Raw genomic sequence first — 21,796 nt, forward strand, 5'->3', positions numbered from 1 at the left:
TAAACGTTAAGCCGACGAATCGAATGCAACAAGAAAAAATTGAAATTTCTAAAAATTTCGAGATTCTTGCGATAATTCGAAAATAAGGTTAGGACGCTACTTGGACAAAACTTGAAGGTGCATACTGGAATGAACGACGAAATAGATATTTATCAAGATCTTAAGATGCGCCTGATCTCTAATGGATTCGAGCATGGAGCGAAGGTGCGGGCTGAAGAACTTCGTAAAGTGTATGGCTGTTCTGCGAGCGCCGTTCGTGAAGTCCTTTTTCGTTTGGCCGCTGTTGGTTTGGTGGACTTTCAGGAACAAAAAGGTTTCCGCGTGCCAATGCGTTCGCCGCAGAAGCTTATCGAATTGACGCACGTCCGTGTTCTGTTGGAGGCCGAAGGCACCGCAATGTCGATCCGTAATGGCGGGGTGGATTGGGAAGCAAGATTGACGGCCGCACATCACAAACTCAGCCATATCGAAAAACGCATTCACGCCACAGACGACCCGAGCGGCCTTATCGAGATATGGTTTGCCTCGGAAAAGGAGTTTCACCAAACACTTATTTCTGCCTGTGGCTCGGAAACTTTAAAACAAATGCATAGCCGAGTTTACGCGCAGTTCAGGCAGCAGTTGATGGTTGCAGACCGGAACTTTGAATTCATTTCTCAGAACATAAGACACCATGCCGATATACTTGAAGCAGCATTGTCAGGGGATGAGCAGTTAACACGAGAGAAAATTCACGATCATCTGGAACGCCACCTAACTGGAAAGACGATGGGCGACTAAAGCCGAAAATCGTCTTCTAAATACACGCGAATGATTTCGTCGAAGCTTGATTCCGCTTCGAACCCCAACTCCAGAGCGCGATCTGTTTGAAAGTCTCGCGGCCAATTCTTGACTATTCGTTCGATTGTCTCGTCGGGTTCTTGCCTGATTAGGCCAACCGCTTCTTGGCCGGCCACTTTGCGCAGAGCTTCGATTTGTTCGGCGACGGTGCAACTTACGCCAGGCATGTTCAATGCGCGTCTGTCATTCAAAAGCTGCGTGTCCATTGTTGCTGCGTGGGTCAAAAAAGTCGCAGCGGCGCGGGGGCTGGCGTGCCAATGGCGAACGGTTTCGGCAACTGGCAAGACAGCCTCATCCCCATTCAATGGCTCTCGGATTATACCCGAAAAGAAGGACGAAGCGGCAGCGTTGGCTTTGCCCGGGCGCACACACAAAGTGGGCAAGCGCAAGGAAATACCGTCGATATATCCTTTCCTGCTGAAATCCGTGATCATCAATTCAGCCGCCGCTTTCTGCGCTCCGTAACTTGTCAAAGGTGCCGAAAGGAACTCATCGCTTATCTTTTCGGGGAATGGTGACCCGAAAACGGCTATGGACGAGGCAAAAACCAGACGAGGTGTGGACTCGTTTCCTGATGCCTCGTGTTCATCCTTAAGTGCGTTCAGCAGTGCCCACGTTGCCATAAGGTTTACATCCCAACCCAACGCAAAGTCTGTTTCAGCTTGGCCTGAAACGATAGCTGCAAGATGAAAAATGACGTCTGGCCGCTGCATAGCAAAAGACTTAGCTATGCCTGACGCAGTCAAGTTCCCCACAATTTGATTACCTGCCGCACTGTCGGGCGGGAACGAGAGATCGAACAGTGAGACTTGGGCATCGGCTCCAAAGGTTTCTTGGGTCGACACGCGATGGGCCAGTTTCTGGCCCAGCATTCCTCCGCCGCCTATAATCAGGATCCGCGTCACAGCATTCCGTTCCGTTTTTTGAGCTCTAGATACAAAGCTGAATGATCCAGTTCGGCCCCATCCATTTCGTCTATCAGATATTCGAAACGGTCGCGCACAGATCGGGTGCTAGGTAGCTCAACGCCAAGGCTTCGTGCTTCCTCCAGCGTGTTGTCCAAATCCTTTAGTTGAAACTTAGACAAACCCCCGGGTGTAAAATTTCCATCAGACATGCGTTCGCCATGTTGTTGCAAGATAATACTATCCGCAAAGCCCCCCTTTAGTGCGGCCCTTAACGCGGTGGGGTCCGCACCGCCTTGCTGAGCCAGTAGAGTCGCCTCGGCGACTGCCGATATTGTTACAGCGACAATTGTTTGATTGGCCAATTTGCACAATTGACCAGAACCACTTGGGCCAACATGCACAGGCCGGCCCATTGCTGTCAGAACTGGTCGCACGCGCTCCATAACGTCCTGATCGCCACCGACCATGATCGCAAGGGTGCCAGCTTCGGCACCTTTGGTGCCACCGGAAACCGGGGCGTCCAGATGCAGCACCCCCATCGAGGAAAGCTGCGCGGATTGCTCTCTTGCGTGTTCGGGTTTGGCGCTCGACATATCAATCCAGATCATCCCCGGTTTGAGTTGCTCGCGGAAAGCCTCGTCAGCAAGTAGCGCGCCGGTCGCGTATCCATCCGAGAGCATGGTTATTATTACGTCTGCACCCGAAACCGCCAGCGGGGCAGTTTCCACCAATGTCGCGCCTTCTGCTGTCAACGGTTTGGCCTTTTTCAAGCTGCGGTTCCATACAGTGAGCGGAAACTCGGCGCACAAAATATTCCGCGCCATAGGAGCTCCCATCAGGCCGGTTCCCAACAGAGCCACTTTGAACTGCTTGCTCATCATCTACTGTCCTTCCGAAGGTGCGCCACGCATGGTTATGGCCAAACCAAAATCTCTGTCATACGCTAACGGCTCTGTGCCCACATGCCAGAAGTCGTTGCAAATCCGCCAAGGTTTCTTTGCTTCTCGGTTGATCTGTGGGACGACGTAACACTTGTCCAGTCGCCACTTTTGAGGTCGGAATATTTATATGTCAGAAAGACTTAAGGGAAAAAGCGTCCTGGTCACAGCCGCCGCACAGGGGATCGGACTTGCAAGCGCAATTGCAATGGCAAGAGAGGGTGCAAAAGTCTATGCGACGGATATTAGCCCCAAAAAACTAAATTTGATTCGCGGTCAGAATCTCGAAAATCTCGAAATTTTCGAGATGGATGTGACGAATAATGACAGCATTCATCATGGGGTCGCGCGAGCGAAGCCGGACGTTTTGTTCAACTGCGCAGGGTTCGTGCATCACGGAACTATTCTGGATGCAACCGATGAAGAGTGGGATTTCGCCATGGACCTTAATGTGCGCTCAATGGTGCGCACGACAAAGGCTGTATTGCCGGGAATGCTAGAGCGCGGAGGAGGCTCGATAATCAATATGTCTTCCGCACTGGGTTCCATAATCGGTGCGCCAAATCGTTTTGTATATGGAACGACAAAAGCCGCTGTTGTCGGGCTGACGAAATCGGTAGCCGTGGACTTCATAACAAAAGGAATCCGGTGCAATTGCATTTGTCCGGGAACAGTCGACAGTCCCAGTTGGCGTGACCGCGTAGATGCGTTGGGCGAGCAACTGGGCAGCAGAGAAGAGGCCCTTGCACAATTTGTGGCGCGACAGCCTATGGGGCGTGTAGCGAAAGCAGAAGAGATTGCTGCATTGGTCGTCTATCTGGCGAGCGATGAAAGTGCATTCACCACAGGACACACGCACATAATTGACGGGGGTTGGTCAGGCCAATGACAAAAGTATCAAAAAACGATTTGCGATCTCGCAAGTGGTTCATGAATTCTGAGAACCTTGAGATGACTGCATTGTATCTGGAAAGATACCTGAATTACGGATTGACCCGTGAGGAACTGCAATCAGGCAAACCGATCATTGGCATTGCTCAGACCGGCAGTGATTTGAGCCCCTGTAATCGGCATCATATCGAATTGTCCAAACGTGTTCGCGATGGAATCATCGCCGCCGGGGGAACGTGCATCGAAATACCGGTCCACCCGATACAAGAGACAGGTAAACGGCCAACGGCGTCACTCGACCGCAACCTGGCTTATCTGTCCTTGGTTGAGAGTCTATTCGGGTATCCGATTGACGGCGTTGTTCTGAACATTGGTTGCGACAAGACCACGCCCGCGCTTCTTATGGCCGCTGCGACCGTCAACATCCCAGCGATTGCCCTGTCGGTCGGCCCCATGCTCAACGGTTGGTGGAAAGGTGAACGCGCCGGATCGGGAACGGTTATTTGGAAAGCGCGCGAAGACCTTGCGGCTGACGAAATTGACACCGATGAGTTCATGGAAATCGCAGCCGCCGCAGCACCTTCGGTGGGCTATTGCAATACGATGGGAACAGCAACGACCATGAATTCGCTTGCTGAGGCCTTGGGTATGCAATTGCCCGGATCAGCAGCCATTCCAGCCCCGTATAGAGAACGCGGTCAAATCAGTTATGAAACGGGTAAACGCATTGTGGACATGGTCTGGGAGGATCTACGCCCCAGCGATGTGATGACACGTCAGGCATTTGAGAATTCGATTGTTATTAACTCTGCGATTGGTGGATCGACGAACGCTCCGATCCACCTGAATGCAATCGCCCGGCATCTTGGTGTTCCATTGAACAACGATGACTGGCAGAAACTTGGCCACGACGTTCCACTGTTGGTTAACATGCAGCCTGCGGGTGAGTATCTGGGCGAAGATTACCAACAGGCCGGAGGTGTACCCGCCGTTGTCGGAGAGCTTCTTGATGCTGGATTGCTGCCTCATCCCGATGCGATAACGGTGAACGGTAAGACGATGGGCGATAACTGCTCGACGCGCCGGTCTCAGAATAGCGACGTAATCAAGCCTGTCAGTAGCCCGGTTAAGCAACAGGCGGGGTTCATCAATCTCTCGGGCAACCTGTTCGAGAGTGCGATTATGAAAACATCTGTGATCTCAAAGGCATTTCGAGAGACCTACCTGTCGAACCCGGATGATCCTGATGCATTTGAGGGCAGGGCGGTTGTGTTTGATGGGCCTGAGGACTTTCACCATCGGATCGATGATCCTGCAGAAAACATCGACGCAAACTGTATACTGATTATGCGCGGAGCGGGACCAAAAGGATACCCTGGTGCTGCAGAGGTCGTGAACATGCGGCCGCCCGCATATTTGTTGAAACAGGGCATTGAAGCCCTTCCTTGCATCGGTGATGGACGGCAATCCGGTACATCAGGAAGTCCGTCTATCCTGAATGCCTCACCCGAAGCTGCAGAGGGTGGTGGGTTGGCCTTGGTGCGAAATGGCGACCGACTGCGCATCGATCTTGGAAAAGGCACAGCGGATATGCTGGTTTCGCTTGAAGAGCTGCATGAACGCGCCCGCGATCTGGAGGCAAAGGGTGGTTATTCAACCCCGCCCAACCAATCCCCCTGGCAGGAATTATTCCGTGAAAAAGTAGATCGGTTGGATCGCGGGATGACGCTCAAGGGTGCAGAAAACTACCGCGATATCGCGCGAGGCTTCATGCCACGCGATAACCACTAAAAGGAACAGAAATGAAACTTGTTCGTTACGGCGCCAAGGGCTCGGAAAAGCCAGCCTTGGTCGACTCTGAGGGTCAATTGCGGGATCTGTCCGCTCATATCAATGATATCACGGGGGATATGTTGGATGACGGAACGCTTGATAACCTGCGGTCATTGGATCCGAACAACCTGCCAATTGTAGAGGGTGACCCTCGTATCGCGCCGTGTGTCGGTGACATCGGTAAATTTCTTTGCATCGGTTTGAACTACTCGGACCATGCTGCAGAAACCGGCGCAGATATTCCCGAGCATCCGATACTTTTTTTCAAGGCGAACTCGGCTGTCATAGGTGCCTATGATGATGTTGTTATGCCGCGGGGGTCTACACATACCGACTGGGAATGCGAACTGGGGGTCGTCATTGGTAAGACGGCCAAATACGTTTCCAAGGCCGACGCACTCCAATATGTTGCGGGCTATTGCATCGTAAACGACGTGTCGGAAAGGCATTTTCAAACGCAACTGACCGGTCAATGGACCAAAGGAAAATCCTGCGACACATATGGCCCTACCGGCCCGTGGTTAGTGACCCGGGATGAGGTGCCGGATCCCCAGAATCTTGGTATGTCACTGGATGTAAACGGTCAGCGCATGCAAACCGGGAATACCGCCACGATGATCTTTTCCGTTGCCGAGATCATTGAGCATCTAAGCCAACTTTTTACGCTGCACCCCGGTGACGTCATTTCAACCGGAACACCGCCCGGTGTTGGAATGGGGATCAAACCGGAACCAGTTTATCTGAAAAAAGGCGACGTCATGGAGCTTCGTATCGATGGGCTTGGTGTTCAGCGGCAAAAGGTCGGCCAAGATGACTGACTTGTTGCAAATCGGAGGGATCACTGAACGGATGCGAGAACGCCTGTCTTCAGTGTTCAATATTCATCAATTGGACGATTTCAACGCGGAAAGTATTACGCATATCGTAACGAACGGGCATGATGGCGTTCCGCATGACCTAATGATTTCACTCAGTAATCTTAAGATGATCAGCGTCTATGGAGTCGGTTACGACGCCGTCGACGCAAGTGCTGCGGCTGAGCGTGGGATTGTTGTGACGCACACGCCCAATGTGTTGAACAAAGAAGTCGCAACCACCGCCGTTCTGCTGTTGCTGTCATGTTATCGAGAGCTCATACGTGACGATAATTACGTACGGTCCGGACGGTGGGAAGTTGAAGGTAATGCCCCTTTGACGCGATCAGCGGACAATCAAAAAATAGGCATTCTTGGTCTTGGTCGCATTGGTCAGGCGATTGTTGATAAGTTGGAGCCGTGGGCACCCGAAATCTCATATCACACCCGCAATCAAAAGGATGTCCCGTACCGATATTTCGACAATTTGGTTGAAATGGCAGAGCATGTGGACGTCCTCATATGCATCACGCCCGGCGGCCCGTCGACCAATAAGCTGGTCAACGCTGAGGTGTTGCGCGCGTTGGGGGCAGACGGCACTCTGATAAACGTTAGTCGAGGTTCGGTTGTTGACGAAACTGCCTTAATTAGTGCATTGCAAAACGGTGAGCTCGGGTGGGCAGGGCTTGATGTCTTCGAGGACGAACCGCGCGTTCCAAAAGCATTGCGCGAGTTGTCCAATGTCGTTCTGCTCCCTCACGCTGGTAGCGCGACTTTTGAGACGCGTGCAGCAATGGGTGACCTGACTGTCGACAATCTGCTGCAACACCATAAGGACGGATCGGTGATCACAGCTGTGCCGGAATGCAGAGATCTGTAATAGGCCAATCTGAAAAGTGTTTGAGTTTGCTGTCGCGGTTTTCTTTCTGCTAGTTACGCCGGGCCCGGGTGTTCTAACAACCGCGGGTATTGGATCAGCATTTGGTTTTCGAGCTGGACTCGCCTTTGTGGCTGGTCTGATGCTGGGCGGGTTCATCAACATGATGTTAGTTGTCTCTGGAGTCGCTGCGGTCGCTTTGGCTGTACCGGTGCTTAGAACTTTGTTGCTATTCGCCTCTGTCGGGTATTTGGTATTTCTCGCCTGGCGTATTGCCAGCGCCGGCTCAAAGGTCGGATTTTCTCCTGCGGTTTCGCCGCTTGGTTTTGCGAACGGTCTGACACTTCAGTTCATTAATCCCAAGGCTTACGTGGTCGGCACAGCATTGTTTTCAGGGTTTGCCTTTTTGCCCGATGCGCCCGTTTGGGAGGTCGTCACAAAAATCGTAGTATTCAATATGATTTGGGTGCCAGTGCACATGATCTGGCTGGGTGCTGGCGCAAAGCTGGGTAGCCTTGATTTAAGCGAGAGATCGCATCAAAGGATCAATATTGCGATGGCCGCTTCATTAATGGTGGTTGTGGTGATTGCCTTGGCGTCGGCGCTATGAACGATATCTAAGTCGGTCTTACTTAGCAGACGATTGAAAGCTGCAGATCAAAGTGACGCCGTTATTCCACCATCGACATAGAGAGTATGACCATTGACGAAACTGGATGCAGGGGAAGCAAGGAAAATGGCGGCGCCGACAAGTTCTTCTACACTGCCCCAGCGACCGGCCGGGGTACGTTTCTCAAGCCATGAGCTAAACTCTGGGTCGGCAACCAAGGCGGCGTTCAAAGGCGTATCGAAATATCCAGGCGCAATGGCATTGCAGTTTAGACCATACTTAGCCCAATCAGTTGCCATTCCTTTTGTAAGATTGGTCACGGCGCCTTTTGTCGCTGTGTAAGGCGCAATACCCGGTCTTGCTAATGCGGATTGAACCGACGCGATGTTAATTATCTTACCAGACTTTCTTTCAATCATGTGCCGTGCCACAGCCTGACCGACGTGAAAGACGGACGCTACATTTGTCTGTAGCAGGCGCTCGAAGGCATCAGCGGGGAAATCCTGTAACTCCGTCCTGTGTTGCATTCCGGCGTTGTTTATCAGGATGTCTATCGGGCCGACCTTTGCTTCAAAGTCGTCGACGGCAGATCGGACACCTTCATGATCGGTTGCATCGAACGAAAGTTCGCGTACCGAGGCACCTGTTTCGCTCAGCTCGGATGCTGCTGACGCTAGTTTAGTGGCATCGCGCCCGTTCAAAACGACCTGCGCACCGGCGGCAGCCAAACCACAAGCCAACGCAAATCCGATGCCTTGGCTAGAGCCTGTTACGAGCGCGCGTGTTCCCTCTAGGCTAAACATTTCAAGCGTCATGCAAAAATCCCTTGGTTGTCAGCACCGACTATCCGTATCTTTTGGCAATCTGTATAGGGAGTCCGTGCAATGTCTTCGGCCAGTGTTGCTGTTGTTATCCATGCCGCAAAAGATCTGAGGTTGGAAAACCGGGATGTGCACGACGTGGGGCCAGACGAAGTCTTGATTGCCATGCGCGCGGGAGGGATTTGCGGCTCTGACCTGCATTATTATAACCACGGTGGTTTCGGCGCGATCAAGTTGCGTCAACCGATGGTGCTTGGACACGAAATCGCCGGGGAAATAGTGAGAGTTGGGTCAAGTGTGCAGGGGTTGCATTTAGGTCAACTGGTTGCAGTTTCTCCATCCCGACCTTGCCAATCCTGCATTTATTGTCTGAACGGGCAGCAAAACCACTGTCTTGATATGAAGTTCTATGGCAGCGCGATGCCGTTCCCGCATATCCAAGGCGCTTTTCAAAGCAAACTCGTAGCGAAAGCCAGTCAATGCGTTCCAGCAGATGGGTTAAGTCCTGCGCAGGCCGCTATGGCCGAACCTTTGGCGGTCTGTTTGCACGCGATTAAGCAAGCCGGGAGCCTCTTAGGTAAAACGGTACTTATCACGGGATGCGGTCCAATCGGCTGCCTCACGATCTTGGCGGCGCGTCGTTCTGGGGCGGCCAGAATAGTGGCGACGGATATCTCGGACCAGACCCTCGCTCTGGCGCGTGAATGCGGGGCAGACGATGTCATCAACACCTACACCGATCCGCAAAAACTGGAGCAGTTTGAAAACGACAAGGGTCAGGTTGATGTACAACTGGAGTGTTCCGGTGCTCAATCGGCTCTGGCTTCTGGCGTCGCATGCTTGCGACCGGGTGGAACATTGGTTCAGCTTGGTCTGGGCGGAGATATGACTGTGCCGATGCAGGCGTTGACTGCAAAAGAGATAGTGCTTCGCGGGTCTTTCCGTTTCCATTCCGAGTTCTCAGTCGCGGTCGAGATGATGCGAAGCGGACTAATAAACGTCAACCAGTTGGTGACGCATTCCTTCGAGGTTGGCGAGGCCATCACTGCTTTCGAGGTCGCGTCTGATCGAACCCAATCAATGAAGGTGCAGTTAACGTTTCCAGAAAATGACGATGGATAGACGAATGAGTGATATTGCAAAGACTTATGAAAGTGACGGTTTCGTAGCTCCGCTGGATATCCTGACAGTTTCTGAGGTCCAAGCGCTGCGCAATGATTTTGAGAAAGCTGAGCGCATTCTCAGAGACGACCCAGATAAACTTAAGCTTCTATATTCTTATCCGGACAGGCTGATACCATCATTCGATGCACTACTTCGCCATCCGAAGCTGATTGAGGCTGCTTCAACGGTGTTAGGGCCGGACCTCATGGTTTGGAGCGGTGCACTTTTCGTAAAAGAAGCGCGATCATCGAAGATAGTCTCTTGGCACCAAGACTTGACCTATTGGGGATTGGATGATGCTGAAGAGGTTACCTGTTGGGTTGCGATTTCAGAAGCGTCCGAGCAAAGCGGGTGTATGAAGTTTGTTCCTGGCAGCCACAAAAGCCGTATCGTGCCTCACGTGGACACTTTCAGCGAAAACAATCTGTTATCACGTGGGCAGGAAATCGCAGTCGATGTGAACGAAAATGATGCAGTTGCTGCCGAATTGCGTGCGGGGCAGGCATCCATGCATCACGGGCATCTCTTTCACGCATCCGGGCCCAATAACACAGACGATAGACGCATCGGTGCGGCGTTGCGTTTCATAAAGCCTTCAATGAAACAGCAGAATGGCGTGAAAACTTTGGTTGCGCTAGTCGCAGGGCGAGATGATTTTGGGCATTTCTTACTTGCGTCCTCCCCTCAGGGCTTTTTGCATGAGAACGATTTCGTTTTGTGTCAAAGGGATGCAGACCGCAAGAAACAAATACTCTTCGCCGGAGTGAAGTGACGCCCTTGGCATGCCAAGAACCATTGCTACATCGACCCGGAAGCAGACCTGAATCGCGAAAACTGGTGGACTTACAAGGGTTACCATCGTCGCTCAGCTTTTCTTCCATCGGGCAAAAAGCTGAAGAGGTCGTCTACGGCAAGCTCGAAATTAGACTATTCATCGCTAGCTCATAAGGCATTCTGTTTGGTCTTGTCAGAAGAAGTTTGATTAAGCGGGGTAGGGGTGTTGCGTAGCTTTTGCGCATGACCAGACCTGCCTCTTCAAGTACTTCAAAACCAGCCCAGAGATCATCCGCCTTGCGGTGATGCTATACATCCGTTTCCCGTTCTCGCTTCGGAATGTCGAAGATCTGCTGCACGAGCGAGGCATCGACGTGAGCCACGAAACTGTCCGATATGGGTGGAACAGGTTCGGTCCGATCTTCGCCTCTGAGATCAGACAAAAGCGGGTGCAACAACTGCGTGCATTCTCGAAATGGAAGTGGCAGGTGGACGAGTTTTTCGTGAAGTTGAATGGCAAGAAACATTACCTCTGGCGGGCCGTAGATCATGAGGGCGAAGTGCTGGAAGCAGTTGTCATCAAACGTCGAAACAAAGCTGCAGCATTGAAATTCCTCAAGAAATTGATGAAGCGATGCGGTAAAGCGGAAACCGTCGTCACGGTTCGCTTCGCCGGACACAGAGTCGCGGTCAGAGAGCTGGGCACGCTCGAAAAACAACCGACGGGCAGGTGGCTCAACAACCGCATCGAGAACTCGCACCTGCCGTATCAACAACGCGAGCGCGCGATCCAGGGTTTAAGGCGCATTCGAAGTTTACAGAATTTCGCTTCCGACCATTCCTACGTATACAACCACTTTAACCAGGAAATATCCCTCACCAGCCGAGACTCCTTCAAGCTGACGCGAACCGCCGCTCTTGACGAGTGGCGTCAACTTTGTTCCGGATAGGTTCACGATTTTGAGTCAAATTGAGACTGGTTCGAATTTGTCTGACAGCACCAATGGAGTTTGAAGCCTAGGACCCACCCAGCGTTTCGTTGTAAGATGATACTCGGATATTCGCGCTATTATTTGTCGTGCGGTTATCCACGCTTGGATTGCCAGAATCCACTCATCTGACGAATGACGGGCTTCATGATCCGCGCCGCTAGTTGTGGAAATGGGGCAATTTTCTGAGATTGGTTGTTCAATACAAGCCAGAATTGGACGCGCAAAAGCGGATGAACCTAACTATACCACGCAGCTAACTGCGAGGTGTTTGGCGAAGTAATTTGGGAACCACTTCCTCAACGAACAGGGCGACGATTGGCTTCATGTTTGCGATGCGCAGGAACAAGACAGCTGCGCTTGTTGTGATTTGCGCTACTGATCAGAGATACGGATTTCGCCGTTTGGTCGATAAATCTGCAGTGGTGCGGGGTTATCTCACAGAGAAACCAACTTGCCTGAAACTTTTGTTGACAATATCTATTCGGCTATTAATTTTAGCAACTAAAATAAAGATAGGTGGGTTCAAAGATGTATCTTGGATTGGACTTGGGAACATCTGGCCTTAGAGGGATTCTTGTCGACGACGCAGGTTCCGTCGCAGGTAGCGCTGAGTCCATTATCCTTACGTCTTCCTCAAAACCCGGATGGTCCGAACAGTCCCCTTTGGATTGGGTGGAAGCTTGCAAAGAAGTCGTCAGTCAGCTTCGGGCTGCACACGGAAACGCGTTTTCTGCGCTGCGCGGCATTGGTTTGAGCGGGCACATGCACGGTGCGACTCTTTTGGATGCCAATGGTAACGTGTTGCGACCGTGCATTCTGTGGAACGACACGCGGGCATCTAAAGAGGCAGAAATTCTTGATCAACTGCCGGGTATGCGTTCGAGTTCAGGCAATATCGTTTTTCCGGGGTTCACGGCCCCCAAGTTGGAATGGGTCCGCGCAAATGAGCCTGACCTGTTTGCTAAAACTGCCAAGGTCCTGCTACCGAAAGACTACCTGCGGCTCTGGCTGACCGGAGACTACGTCAGCGATATGTCTGACAGTGCCGGAACTTCATGGCTGGACGTTGGTGCGCGGCGATGGTCGGAAACCGCACTGGAACAGAGTCACATGAACATCGAACAAATGCCTCGACTGGTCGAAGGCAGTGATCCGGGCGGGGAGCTGCGGTCCGAGTTGGAGCAAGAGTGGGGAGTGTCTGGACCGGTCGTGATTGCAGGGGGAGCAGGGGACAATGCCGCTGCCGCCTGTGGGATAGGCAGTACAAGCGATGGAGCTGGCTTCTTGTCCCTCGGAACCTCAGGTGTGTTGCTGGTGTCCAGAGACATCTATGCTCCAGCGCCAGAAACGGCGATACATTCTTTTTGTCATTCTGTCCCTGACAGGTGGATTCAGATGGGTGTTATCCTTTCTGCGACAAACAGTTTGAACTGGCTTTCCCGCAATCTGGGCCAGTCCGTTGGGGACATGATCGCCTCGCTGCCTGCCGATCTGGATGGCCCATCAGAGATCACGTTTCTGCCTTATCTTTCAGGTGAGCGGACGCCTCACAATGACAGTGCAATCCGTGGTGCGTTCCTGGGTGTGGATATTTCCTCGGAGACCACTGATTTGACGCGGGCTGTCATGGAAGGCGTCGCCTTTGCAATGCGGGACTGTTTGGAGGCCCTCAAGAGTACCGGAACAAAGCCAACCAGCCTTTTGGCCGTTGGCGGCGGTGCGCGATCTCGGTATTGGTTGAAAAACCTGGCCACCGTGCTCAATACGCCCCTTGCCTTGCCCCGGGGCAGTGAATTTGGTGCCGCCATCGGCGCCGCCCGCCTGGCAATGTGCGCCGTCAATGGCGCAAACCCGGACTCTGTGATGATGTCGCCCAAAATCGACACGGTGATCGAGCCTCGTGGGGATCTGATCGATGCATTCGAAAATGAATACCAACGTTACCGGCAATATTATTCGGCCTTAGCACCTTTTGCGAAACGATGAACAAAAGGCGGGACATACCTCCTCAAATCGAACGAGCCGTCCTGAATGATGGCGACATGCGCGTGTCGCTACTCAGCTACGGGGCGACAACTCAAGGTTGGTGGTACAAGGGGATGCCAATGATCCTTGGATACGAGAACCCGCGGGACTACGCCACCGATAATAATTATCTGGGCGCAATCGTTGGGCGTGTCGCCAACCGGATTGGAGCAGCGCGTTTTGACATGGAAAATGTTCGGTATGAACTGGACGCAAACGAGGGTCGAAATTCCTTGCACGGTGGGCGGGCAGGCCTATCGCATCAGAATTGGGCTCTTGAGCAGATGACAGCAAACGAGGCCGTATTGCGCCTCACTTCCCCGGAGGGTGCCAGCGGTTATCCGGGAACCGTCAGATTTGAAGTGCGAGTAAGGCTGGACTATCCGCGTCTGGTTTATTCGATTTCAGCGCAGCCGGATCGGCCGACACCCGTAAGTATAGCGCAACATAATTACTATAGCCTGGGTTGCGTAACGGGCATTTCAGAACATTGTCTGCGGCTGACTTCAAACCGTTATCTTGAAGTTGACAATCAGGGTATTCCCTCGGGCAAGATTGTGGACGCAAGAGATAGTGGTATGGATTTTTCCGCGCCGAAAGCGATCAGTGCCGTTTTGACGGATTTGGACAACTACTTCGTTTTCAACAGCGCACGAGAGAAGGGGCTTCCGGTCGCCGACCTTACTACACCCACGGGTTTGAAGCTATCTGTATGGTCAGACCAGGCAGGGGTGCAAATTTACTCCGGGGCTCACCTCACGGAACCCTTTTACAAGAGCGCTGGCGTGTGCATCGAGCCATCGGGTTATCCCAACGCGCCCAACATCCCCGAGTTCCCGTCGATCATATGCGCTCCTGAAGCCCCTTACGAGCAGACATTGATTCTGCAGATTTCAGAGGGTGTGACATGAAGCTTGTTACACCGATTGTTGCTTTTAGCGTGGTAATTGCGTCCATTACGGTGGCAGCGGCTCAGAACCTTGGGCCAATCCCAGAATTTGTTGAACCTGGCGTGAAAGAGGTCCAACTTGGGCGACTGCTTTTCTACGACCCGATCTTGTCCGGGAACAGGAATATCAGCTGTGCGACTTGTCATCACCCCAAACTCGGCACGTCCGATGGGCTCTCGCTTGGGATCGGTGAAGGTGGTGCGGGTCTGGGGGCAAAGCGGAAATTCGATGCGAAAAACCCGCCGGAGCAACGGATCCCGCGCAATTCGCCGGGTCTTTGGAATCTTGGCGCAACCGAGTTCACAGTCTTCTTTCATGATGGGCGCCTTGAAACTGATCCGACACGCGCGAACGGTATCAGGACGCCGCTGGGCACTCATATGAGGTCAGGTTTCAAATCCGCTCTGGCAGCTCAGGCAATGTTTCCGGTGCTGTCTCCTGATGAGATGGCAGGCCACTATTCCGAGAATGACGTCAGCCAGGCTGTACGCCTCGGGTTGCTTACTCAGGAAGGCGGGGCGTGGGATTTGATAGCGGCTCGCGTCGCGGCCATCCCGGAATACGAACAGCGTTTTTCTCAGGTTGCACCAGGAGATACGATCACCTTTTCCGCTATTGCGAATGTAATAGCTGATTTCATTGCCTTCGAATGGCGCGCTGTCAATAGCCCGTTTGACCTTGCGATGCGGGGGGAATCTGAGTTGCCGGAAGATGCTCAGCGCGGCATGCAGTTGTTCTACGGGAAAGCAGGGTGCAGCATCTGTCATTCGGGCTGGTTCCAAACAGACCACAAATTTCACTCCATAGCGATGCCGCAGATAGGACCCGGAAAAGCGGCGCGGTTCGAAAGCCATGTCCGGGATGATGGGCGCCTACGCGTAACTGGTGACGCAGAGGATGCGTTTGCGTTTCGCACGCCCTCGTTACGCAATGTAACGCTGACGGCCCCGTACGGGCATAACGGTGCCTATGCGCAGCTTGAAGATATCGTGCGCCATCATCTCGACCCAGAGGATTCCCTGCGTTCGTACTCCTTGGAAATGGCTGTGCTCCCTGACTTTCCGGGTGCAAAGGATCAGCTTCCATTGTCGAACCCAGAGAATTTGGATGCGATTGCCCGAAGCAGCGACCTGTCAAGGCTAACTCTGACGGATCAGGAGATCAGCGCGCTACTGAGCTTTCTGGCCAGTCTGGAAGATCCCGCGGAACGTCTTGGTGTTCCAGATCAGGTTCCAAGTGGACTGCCGGTTGACCAATGATCATCGCTCAATTTGAATGATCTGATTTGATTGGATTTCCTGCCATCCTCCTTCTTCGCCATCAGGCCAAATAACCCGAACTTCGATTGCCTTCGCATCCCCCAGTCCAAAATGATGAAGCCCTGCGATACCGCTGGTGTGCCCTCCACCGATTGTGATTTCCCGGGTTACCACACCTGACTCGGTCCTGGCCTCGATAAAGCCGCCGACCGCGAAGCGGTTTGGTTTATCTTGGGAAATGTCCAGCATCACCCAATTCCCGGTGTGGGGCTGGTTTTGATAGACCTCAAGTTCCGAGCCCCGGTTAATCACCACCAGATCAAGCCAGCCGTCATTGTTGAAGTCAGCCAAAGCCGCGCCGCGCGACTTGGCCATAGAGGCAACGCCAGCCTCGACTGAAGCTTCTTGAAATTGACCATTCTCCAGTTGTAACAGTAGGTTGTTGGGGTCATTCAATGCTGCATCTGGCATCTGCTCGACATTTCCCTTGGCGACAAAGATATCGTCTAGACCGTCGTTGTTAACGTCGCCAAATTGCGCATGCCATCCAGTTGATGGGCGACCGTCGTCTCCAATATGTGGCCTGTGAGCGGTTGTGCCTTTGCTGTAAGTGGCGTCTCGCCAGGTTGGGCCGCCAGCTTCGGGGTCAAAAACTTGAAATTTTTGGTCACCCATAGAAGTCAGGTAAACTTCGGGGAAGCCATCGCCTGTTAGATCTCGTGAAGCGATGCCCATGCCCCAGATCGAATATGCCAACCATCCGTCTTCTTTCGAATAGGGGCGTGGAGTTTTTTCCATTGCCCACAATTGCTCGTGGCCGCCACGTACATAGTAATGGCGATCGTTACTGACCCGCAGATCCGCTTGCCCGGTGCGGGACCAGTCAGAAAAGAGAATGGACAGCGCGCAATAGCCTGGTTCGAGATGTTCCGGTGGCTGGTAACTGCCGCCACTGGGCCGGTATAGGACCGTGGGTCCGCAAGTCTCAAACGGGCCGTCGGGATTGTGACGATCAACATAAGTTCCGAAGGCCAATGTTGGCAGAGTCTGATTAGCTTCCCAGGTGGCAGAGAACCCGGTTGTCCAATGATCCTCTGATCGGAAGCCAAGGGAGCTGAAGGGGCGGAACTTGCAATCAGGCTCACCTTTTATAAGCAGATCGGGGCCGACGCGCAAAACAGCCAGATCCATAACGCCATCACTGTCGACATCCAGCGGGTAAGCCCCAGTTACGTCGACCATGGAAAGCAGCTCGGGGGTATCAGCACGAAATGAAACGCTTTCGTGCGATGTGTTTCTAAACAGTTTGGATGTGTTGGTGCCACCCGCTGCAAAGAGTTCAGGCAACCCATCACCGTCACAATCGAAAACGGCGACCCCGCCGCCAACAAAGTGCTCCCAGCCGCCGTCATAAATATGAGCGCCGATGTCAATCTTTTGGAACTGCGGAGCTTGAGTTTCTGCGCTGGCCGCAGATGCAAAAGCGAATAGGATACAAAGCTCAGGGCGCATTTGTCGACAGCTCCTTTACCTTGAGGATCGAGACCTGCTCAATCCCGTACGCCGCAGCTCCCTTGGCCCACATAAGGTCGCCCCAGTGATGGGCTGTGATTTCCGGCAAGGGGGTATCGACATTCACGACGCCACTGCGAATTCGGGTCATCACCTCGTCCGAATTCAGGTGTTCTAAGTCCATCTGAGCTCCGGACAAAATAATGCGTTCGGGATCAAACAGATTGATCAGATTGGATATTCCCAGACCAAACATCTGGCCCGCGCGGGCCAGAACGGATTTCGCCCTTTCGTCTCCGGATCGAGCATTTTCGTGGATCTCTTTAATGGTTTCCGTTCCAATGCGTTGATCGGCGACGGTTGCTTCCCGGATCAGTGCATAGTCCCCGACATAGGCCTCAAGGCAACCCCGCTGGCCGCACTGGCAAAGCGCGCCGTCCAGTTGGACTTTTGTGTGGCCAAATTCCGCTCCGCAGCCTCTTTCCCCGCGATATAGCTTACCGTCCAGGACAATTCCAAGCCCAACGCCGTGTTCGATCGTGACGACAAGAAAGTTCTTAAAACCCTTGCCTAACCCAAAGAGTTGTTCCGCCTTTGCTACCAGGTTGGCGTCGTTTTCTATAAAGGCGGGGCAGGGCAGCTCTGTTTCCAGAAATTGGCTAAAATCGACGTTTCTATCGGTAAGTGAAGAGGACCAGTGTACAAAGTTCCTTTCTGCGTCCACGAGACCGGCAACCCCAATTGACACTCCTGATAAGGTGTCGAGGGTCTCGTTGATCTGAGCGCAGGCCTCATCCAAGGCCTTGCGAATAGTTGCCACTAATGCGCCTGGCGTCATCCGGACGTCGTCCAACGGATGTTTGTATGACGTGACCTCGTTGCCTTTGAAATCTACAAGGATGACCGAGATCATGTGGCGCGCCACTTTGAGGCCCGCAACAAGGTAAGAGCGGCCATCCAGCTGAAGTAAAACTCTGGGCCGACCCCTTTTGGCGGATTTGGATTGCGGTTCGGATTCGATCTCTTTGATCAGCCCCGCAGATATGAGGTCGGCTGTGGCTGCAGTAACCGTCGCAGGGCTGGTCTGCAAAGCGCTGGCGATATCTATCCTGGAGATCGAGCCTCTTGTCCGAATATGTTCCAACACCCGCAGGCGCGTAATGTTCCGCTGGTCCGCGGCATTTTGAGAAGCTTTGCTTTTCAGCATCTTGGCCTCACGAATCTGGTTCTTACCTCAATCTATTTGGATTTCGCCTGTCCTAACAGACTAAATATTTTACCGGCTGAAATAAATATGGTATTCAAAATTGTGAGAGCCGCGAATCGAAATGCGATGGCTCGGCAAATGGGAGGAAATCATGAAGAGAATTCTCAGCTTTTCGGCTGTGGCCACCTTGTTGGCTTCGACCGCATTCGCAGAGCCAGTGGTCGGCGTGAGCTGGTCGAACTTTCAGGAGGAGCGTTGGAAAACAGACGAAGCGGCCATCAAGTCGGCACTTGAAGCAGGCGGTGCCGAGTACATTTCGGCAGACGCGCAATCGTCCTCCGCAAAGCAGCTATCGGACATCGAAAGCCTGATCGCCCAGGGTGTGGACGCGCTTATCATCCTTGCGCAGGACGCGCAGGCCATTGGTCCCGCGGTTCAGGCCGCGGCGGACGAAGGTATTCCTGTGATTGCCTATGACCGTCTGATCGAGGACGACCGAGCATTTTATTTGACCTTCGACAACGTGGAAGTCGGCAGAATGCAGGCTCGGGCTGTCTTTGAGGCCATGCCCAAGGGCAACTACGTGATGATCAAAGGCTCTCCTACTGATCCGAACGCAGATTTCCTGCGGGGTGGTCAGCAAGAGATCATCGGAGCAGCCGTCGACAGCGGTGACATTGTAATTGTTGGTGAAGCCTACACGGATGGTTGGTTGCCCGCGAACGCGCAGCGGAACATGGAACAAATCCTGACCGCGAACGAGAACAACGTGGATGCAGTCGTTGCGTCGAATGACGGTACTGCAGGCGGTGTTGTTGCGGCCCTAACAGCACAGGGTATGGAAGGCATTCCGGTGTCAGGTCAGGATGGCGACCACGCAGCGTTGAACCGCGTTGCGCTGGGCACTCAAACCGTTTCGGTATGGAAGGACGCTCGTGAACTCGGAAAGGCCGCTGGCGAAATCGCAGTCGCACTGAGCGGAGGGACAAGCCCTGCTGACGTCGAAGGCGCAGTGAGCTGGACATCCCCTGGTGGCACCGAGATGAACTCGGTCTTCCTCGCGCCCGTTCCGATCACCAAGGACAACCTATCCGTTGTTGTGGACGCTGGATGGATCCCATTGGAAGATCTGTGTCAGGGCGTTGAAAACGGACCTGCTCCCTGCAACTAAACTTCAAAGTCCCTGGCCCCGTCTGGGCCGGGGACTATTGCTGAATTTGAAAGATCGGAAATGACCGAAACTTCGTCTCAGCCGGTACCTGAAAAAGCGAAACCCAGCCTGTTCCAGCAACTGGAACTGGATATGCGGCTTTTGGGAATGATCGGCGCGTTTGTCATCCTGTGCATCGGGTTCAACATCTTCACAGATGGGCGCTTCCTGACCCCTCGTAACCTGTTCAACCTGTCCATCCAAACGGTTTCGGTCGCCATTATGGCATGCGGGATGGTATTTATTATCGTCACACGGCACATCGACTTGTCGGTTGGTGCACTGCTGGCAACAACCTCTGCCGTGATGGCGATGACGCAAACCGAGCTTTTGCCACAAGTCCTTGGGATGGGTTTGAACAATCCAGCAACCTGGGCGATCACCATTGTTGTCGGGCTGTTTGTCGGCACGCTGATTGGTGCGTTTCATGGCTGGATGGTCGGATACCTGACGATACCAGCCTTCATCGTCACGCTTGGTGGATTTCTGGTTTGGAGAAATGTGGCGTGGTATTTGACCAGCGGTCAGACGATTGGTCCTTTGGATAGTACATTCCTGATGTTTGGCGGGACCAACGGGACATTGGGAACGACGACAAGCTGGCTGTTCGGCTTGTTTGCTACCGCAATCGCGATCTGGGCTTTGTGGAGCAGTCGTCGCGCAAAGGCGGCACATGGATTCCCCGTCAAACCTGTCTGGGCCGAAGCCACTCTGGCCGGGATAATCGCAATCGCCATCCTTGGGTACGTATACATCGTAAACAGCTACGCCATACCGACGCGCCGACTGCAACGTATGTTCGAAGCACGCGGAGAGACAATGCCAGAGGGGCTAGTTGTAGGATACGGCATACCGATTTCTGTACTCATCCTAATCATCGTGGCTGTCACGCTGACAATTGTGGCGCGAAAAACCCGGTTTGGTCGGTACATCTTTGCCACTGGCGGCAACCCGGATGCGGCAGAGCTTTCGGGTATCAACACTCGGCTGCTGACCGTGAAAATCTTTGCTTTGATGGGTTTCTTGTGCGCGGTGTCCGCGGTGGTCGCCTCGGCCCGCTTGGCAAACCATTCGAACGACATTGGTACGCTCGACGAACTTCGGGTCATAGCAGCTGCAGTGATCGGAGGAACCGCATTGTCGGGCGGCATCGGCACCATCTATGGCGCGATCCTGGGTGCATTGATAATGCAGGCGCTGCAATCGGGCATGGCAATGGTTGGCGTTGACGCGCCGTTTCAGAACATCGTCGTCGGCAGCGTCCTCGTGTTGGCCGTCTATATCGACATCGTTTACCGCAAGCGACTGGGGGCAAAGTGATGCAAGCTCAGGATACGCAGAAAAAACCTTCTGGCACTGGGCGCGGTTCAGGCGCGCCGCCATTGGTCGAGATGCGCGACATCTCGATTTCCTTCGGTGGGATCAAGGCCGTCGACCATGTGTCGGTCGATCTCTATCCGGGTGAAGTCGTTGGCCTGCTTGGCCACAACGGGGCCGGAAAGTCCACGTTGATCAAGGTATTGTCCGGCGCGTATCAGATGGACCACGGCGAGATTCTGATCGATGGCAAGCCGGTCGAGATTGGCAATCCTCGTGACGCCCGGGCGAACAATATCGAAACGATATATCAGACGCTCGCCTTGGCCGACAATCTGGACGCGACATCAAACTTGTTCCTGGGGCGCGAGATGACGACGCCTTTTGGTTTGGTCAACGACGCAGCCATGGAGGCCGAGTGCCGAAAGATCATGGCGCAGCTCAATCCGAACTTTCAAAAGTTCAATGATCCCGTTTCCGCGTTATCCGGCGGTCAAAGGCAATCGGTGGCCATCGCTCGCGCGGTCTATTTCAACGCCCGTATCCTGATCATGGATGAACCCACAGCAGCGCTTGGGCCACATGAAACTCAGATGGTGGCGGATCTGATCCACCAGCTAAAGGCGCAAGGCATCGGGATATTTCTGATCGATCACGACGTGCATGCCGTCATGGAACTGTGCGACCGCGCATCGGTCATGAAGAACGGAAAACTGGTTGGGACGGTCGATATCGCAGATGTAACTGATGACGATCTATTGTCGATGATCATTCTCGGCAAGCAGCCAGCACAAAAAGCAGAGTAGGGGGCAGA

At 53.3% G+C, this 21,796-nt stretch carries 20 protein-coding genes; 15 read left to right on the forward strand and 5 right to left on the reverse strand.

Translation table 11 applies throughout. The features are described from left to right. Positions 1–129: 129 nt before the first annotated feature. Entirely contained in the window at positions 130–780 is a 651-nt protein-coding gene (locus I5192_RS04140; RefSeq protein WP_170396177.1) for a GntR family transcriptional regulator, read from the forward strand. On the opposite strand, the gene denD is transcribed toward I5192_RS04140, so the two are convergent. Beyond that, a complete protein-coding gene (gene denD, locus I5192_RS04145; protein WP_223117824.1) occupies positions 777–1,745 on the reverse strand; it encodes a D-erythronate dehydrogenase in 969 nt (322 codons plus the stop codon). The two genes, I5192_RS04140 and denD, sit on opposite strands and share 4 nt — an antisense overlap. Further along, a complete protein-coding gene (locus I5192_RS04150; protein ID WP_223117825.1) occupies positions 1,742–2,626 on the reverse strand; it encodes an NAD(P)-dependent oxidoreductase in 885 nt (294 codons plus the stop codon). Before I5192_RS04150 ends, denD begins: the two co-directional genes overlap by 4 nt. Positions 2,627–2,816: 190 nt before the next feature. Between I5192_RS04150 and I5192_RS04155 the strand changes: the two genes are divergently transcribed. Genes I5192_RS04155 through I5192_RS04175 form a run of 5 tightly spaced genes read left to right on the forward strand, consistent with a single transcriptional unit; the run spans position 2,817 to position 7,751 of the window. Next, positions 2,817–3,575 (forward strand): SDR family oxidoreductase, encoded by a 759-nt coding sequence (locus I5192_RS04155; RefSeq protein ID WP_170396183.1) that lies wholly within the window; start codon positions 2,817–2,819, stop codon positions 3,573–3,575. Further along, entirely contained in the window at positions 3,572–5,368 is a 1,797-nt protein-coding gene (locus I5192_RS04160; RefSeq protein ID WP_170635306.1) for an IlvD/Edd family dehydratase, read from the forward strand. Before I5192_RS04155 ends, I5192_RS04160 begins: the two co-directional genes overlap by 4 nt. Positions 5,369–5,379: 11 nt before the next feature. After that, positions 5,380–6,228: a fumarylacetoacetate hydrolase family protein gene (locus I5192_RS04165; protein WP_223117826.1), complete on the forward strand. Its 849-nt coding sequence runs from the start codon at positions 5,380–5,382 to the stop codon at positions 6,226–6,228. Beyond that, positions 6,221–7,144: a 2-hydroxyacid dehydrogenase gene (locus I5192_RS04170; RefSeq protein ID WP_223117827.1), complete on the forward strand. Its 924-nt coding sequence runs from the start codon at positions 6,221–6,223 to the stop codon at positions 7,142–7,144. Before I5192_RS04165 ends, I5192_RS04170 begins: the two co-directional genes overlap by 8 nt. Positions 7,145–7,160: 16 nt before the next feature. Beyond that, positions 7,161–7,751 (forward strand): LysE family translocator, encoded by a 591-nt coding sequence (locus tag I5192_RS04175; protein WP_223117828.1) that lies wholly within the window; start codon positions 7,161–7,163, stop codon positions 7,749–7,751. Positions 7,752–7,798: 47 nt separating this feature from the next. Here the strand turns inward: I5192_RS04175 and I5192_RS04180 are convergent, their stop codons facing one another. Next, positions 7,799–8,566, reverse strand: coding sequence for an SDR family oxidoreductase (locus I5192_RS04180; RefSeq protein WP_223117829.1), 768 nt, complete (start codon positions 8,564–8,566; stop codon positions 7,799–7,801). A gap of 69 nt (positions 8,567–8,635) precedes the next feature. Here I5192_RS04180 and I5192_RS04185 point away from each other — a divergent pair, with 69 nt between their 5' ends. From I5192_RS04185 to I5192_RS04210, 6 genes are all read left to right on the forward strand, one after another. Beyond that, entirely contained in the window at positions 8,636–9,694 is a 1,059-nt protein-coding gene (locus I5192_RS04185) for an L-idonate 5-dehydrogenase (protein ID WP_223117830.1), read from the forward strand. Between the two features lie 4 nt (positions 9,695–9,698). Continuing rightward, entirely contained in the window at positions 9,699–10,508 is an 810-nt protein-coding gene (locus tag I5192_RS04190) for a phytanoyl-CoA dioxygenase family protein (RefSeq protein ID WP_255612042.1), read from the forward strand. A 307-nt stretch (positions 10,509–10,815) separates the two neighbouring features. After that, positions 10,816–11,460, forward strand: a complete 645-nt coding sequence (locus I5192_RS04195; protein WP_370644389.1) for an IS6 family transposase — start codon at positions 10,816–10,818, stop codon at positions 11,458–11,460. A 570-nt stretch (positions 11,461–12,030) separates the two neighbouring features. Continuing rightward, entirely contained in the window at positions 12,031–13,488 is a 1,458-nt protein-coding gene (gene xylB / locus I5192_RS04200; protein WP_223117832.1) for a xylulokinase, read from the forward strand. Further along, positions 13,485–14,438: an aldose epimerase family protein gene (locus I5192_RS04205; RefSeq protein WP_223117833.1), complete on the forward strand. Its 954-nt coding sequence runs from the start codon at positions 13,485–13,487 to the stop codon at positions 14,436–14,438. Before xylB ends, I5192_RS04205 begins: the two co-directional genes overlap by 4 nt. Then, complete coding sequence (locus I5192_RS04210; RefSeq protein ID WP_223117834.1) at positions 14,435–15,736, forward strand: cytochrome-c peroxidase; 1,302 nt, start codon at positions 14,435–14,437, stop codon at positions 15,734–15,736. The genes I5192_RS04205 and I5192_RS04210 overlap by 4 nt, the downstream gene beginning before the upstream one ends. Here I5192_RS04210 and I5192_RS04215 read toward each other — a convergent pair whose 3' ends face one another. Next, the gene (locus I5192_RS04215) at positions 15,737–17,248 is read right to left on the reverse strand and encodes a CRTAC1 family protein (RefSeq protein ID WP_223117835.1); all 1,512 of its coding nucleotides are present in this window, start codon (positions 17,246–17,248) and stop codon (positions 15,737–15,739) included. Continuing rightward, positions 17,238–18,455, reverse strand: a complete 1,218-nt coding sequence (locus tag I5192_RS04220; RefSeq protein ID WP_170396206.1) for an ROK family transcriptional regulator — start codon at positions 18,453–18,455, stop codon at positions 17,238–17,240. The genes I5192_RS04215 and I5192_RS04220 overlap by 11 nt, the downstream gene beginning before the upstream one ends. Before the next feature lie 151 nt (positions 18,456–18,606). Between I5192_RS04220 and xylF the strand changes: the two genes are divergently transcribed. The 3 genes from xylF to I5192_RS04235 are packed head-to-tail and all read left to right on the forward strand — an operon-like array spanning position 18,607 to position 21,788. Continuing rightward, positions 18,607–19,626: a D-xylose ABC transporter substrate-binding protein gene (gene xylF, locus I5192_RS04225; protein ID WP_155150139.1), complete on the forward strand. Its 1,020-nt coding sequence runs from the start codon at positions 18,607–18,609 to the stop codon at positions 19,624–19,626. A 60-nt stretch (positions 19,627–19,686) separates the two neighbouring features. Next, positions 19,687–20,985: a sugar ABC transporter permease gene (locus I5192_RS04230; RefSeq protein WP_170396208.1), complete on the forward strand. Its 1,299-nt coding sequence runs from the start codon at positions 19,687–19,689 to the stop codon at positions 20,983–20,985. Next, a complete protein-coding gene (locus tag I5192_RS04235) occupies positions 20,985–21,788 on the forward strand; it encodes an ATP-binding cassette domain-containing protein (protein WP_170379765.1) in 804 nt (267 codons plus the stop codon). The genes I5192_RS04230 and I5192_RS04235 overlap by 1 nt, the downstream gene beginning before the upstream one ends. Positions 21,789–21,796: the final 8 nt, after the last annotated feature.

The organism is Ruegeria sp. SCSIO 43209, assembly GCF_019904295.1.
GTDB lineage: Bacteria > Pseudomonadota > Alphaproteobacteria > Rhodobacterales > Rhodobacteraceae > Ruegeria.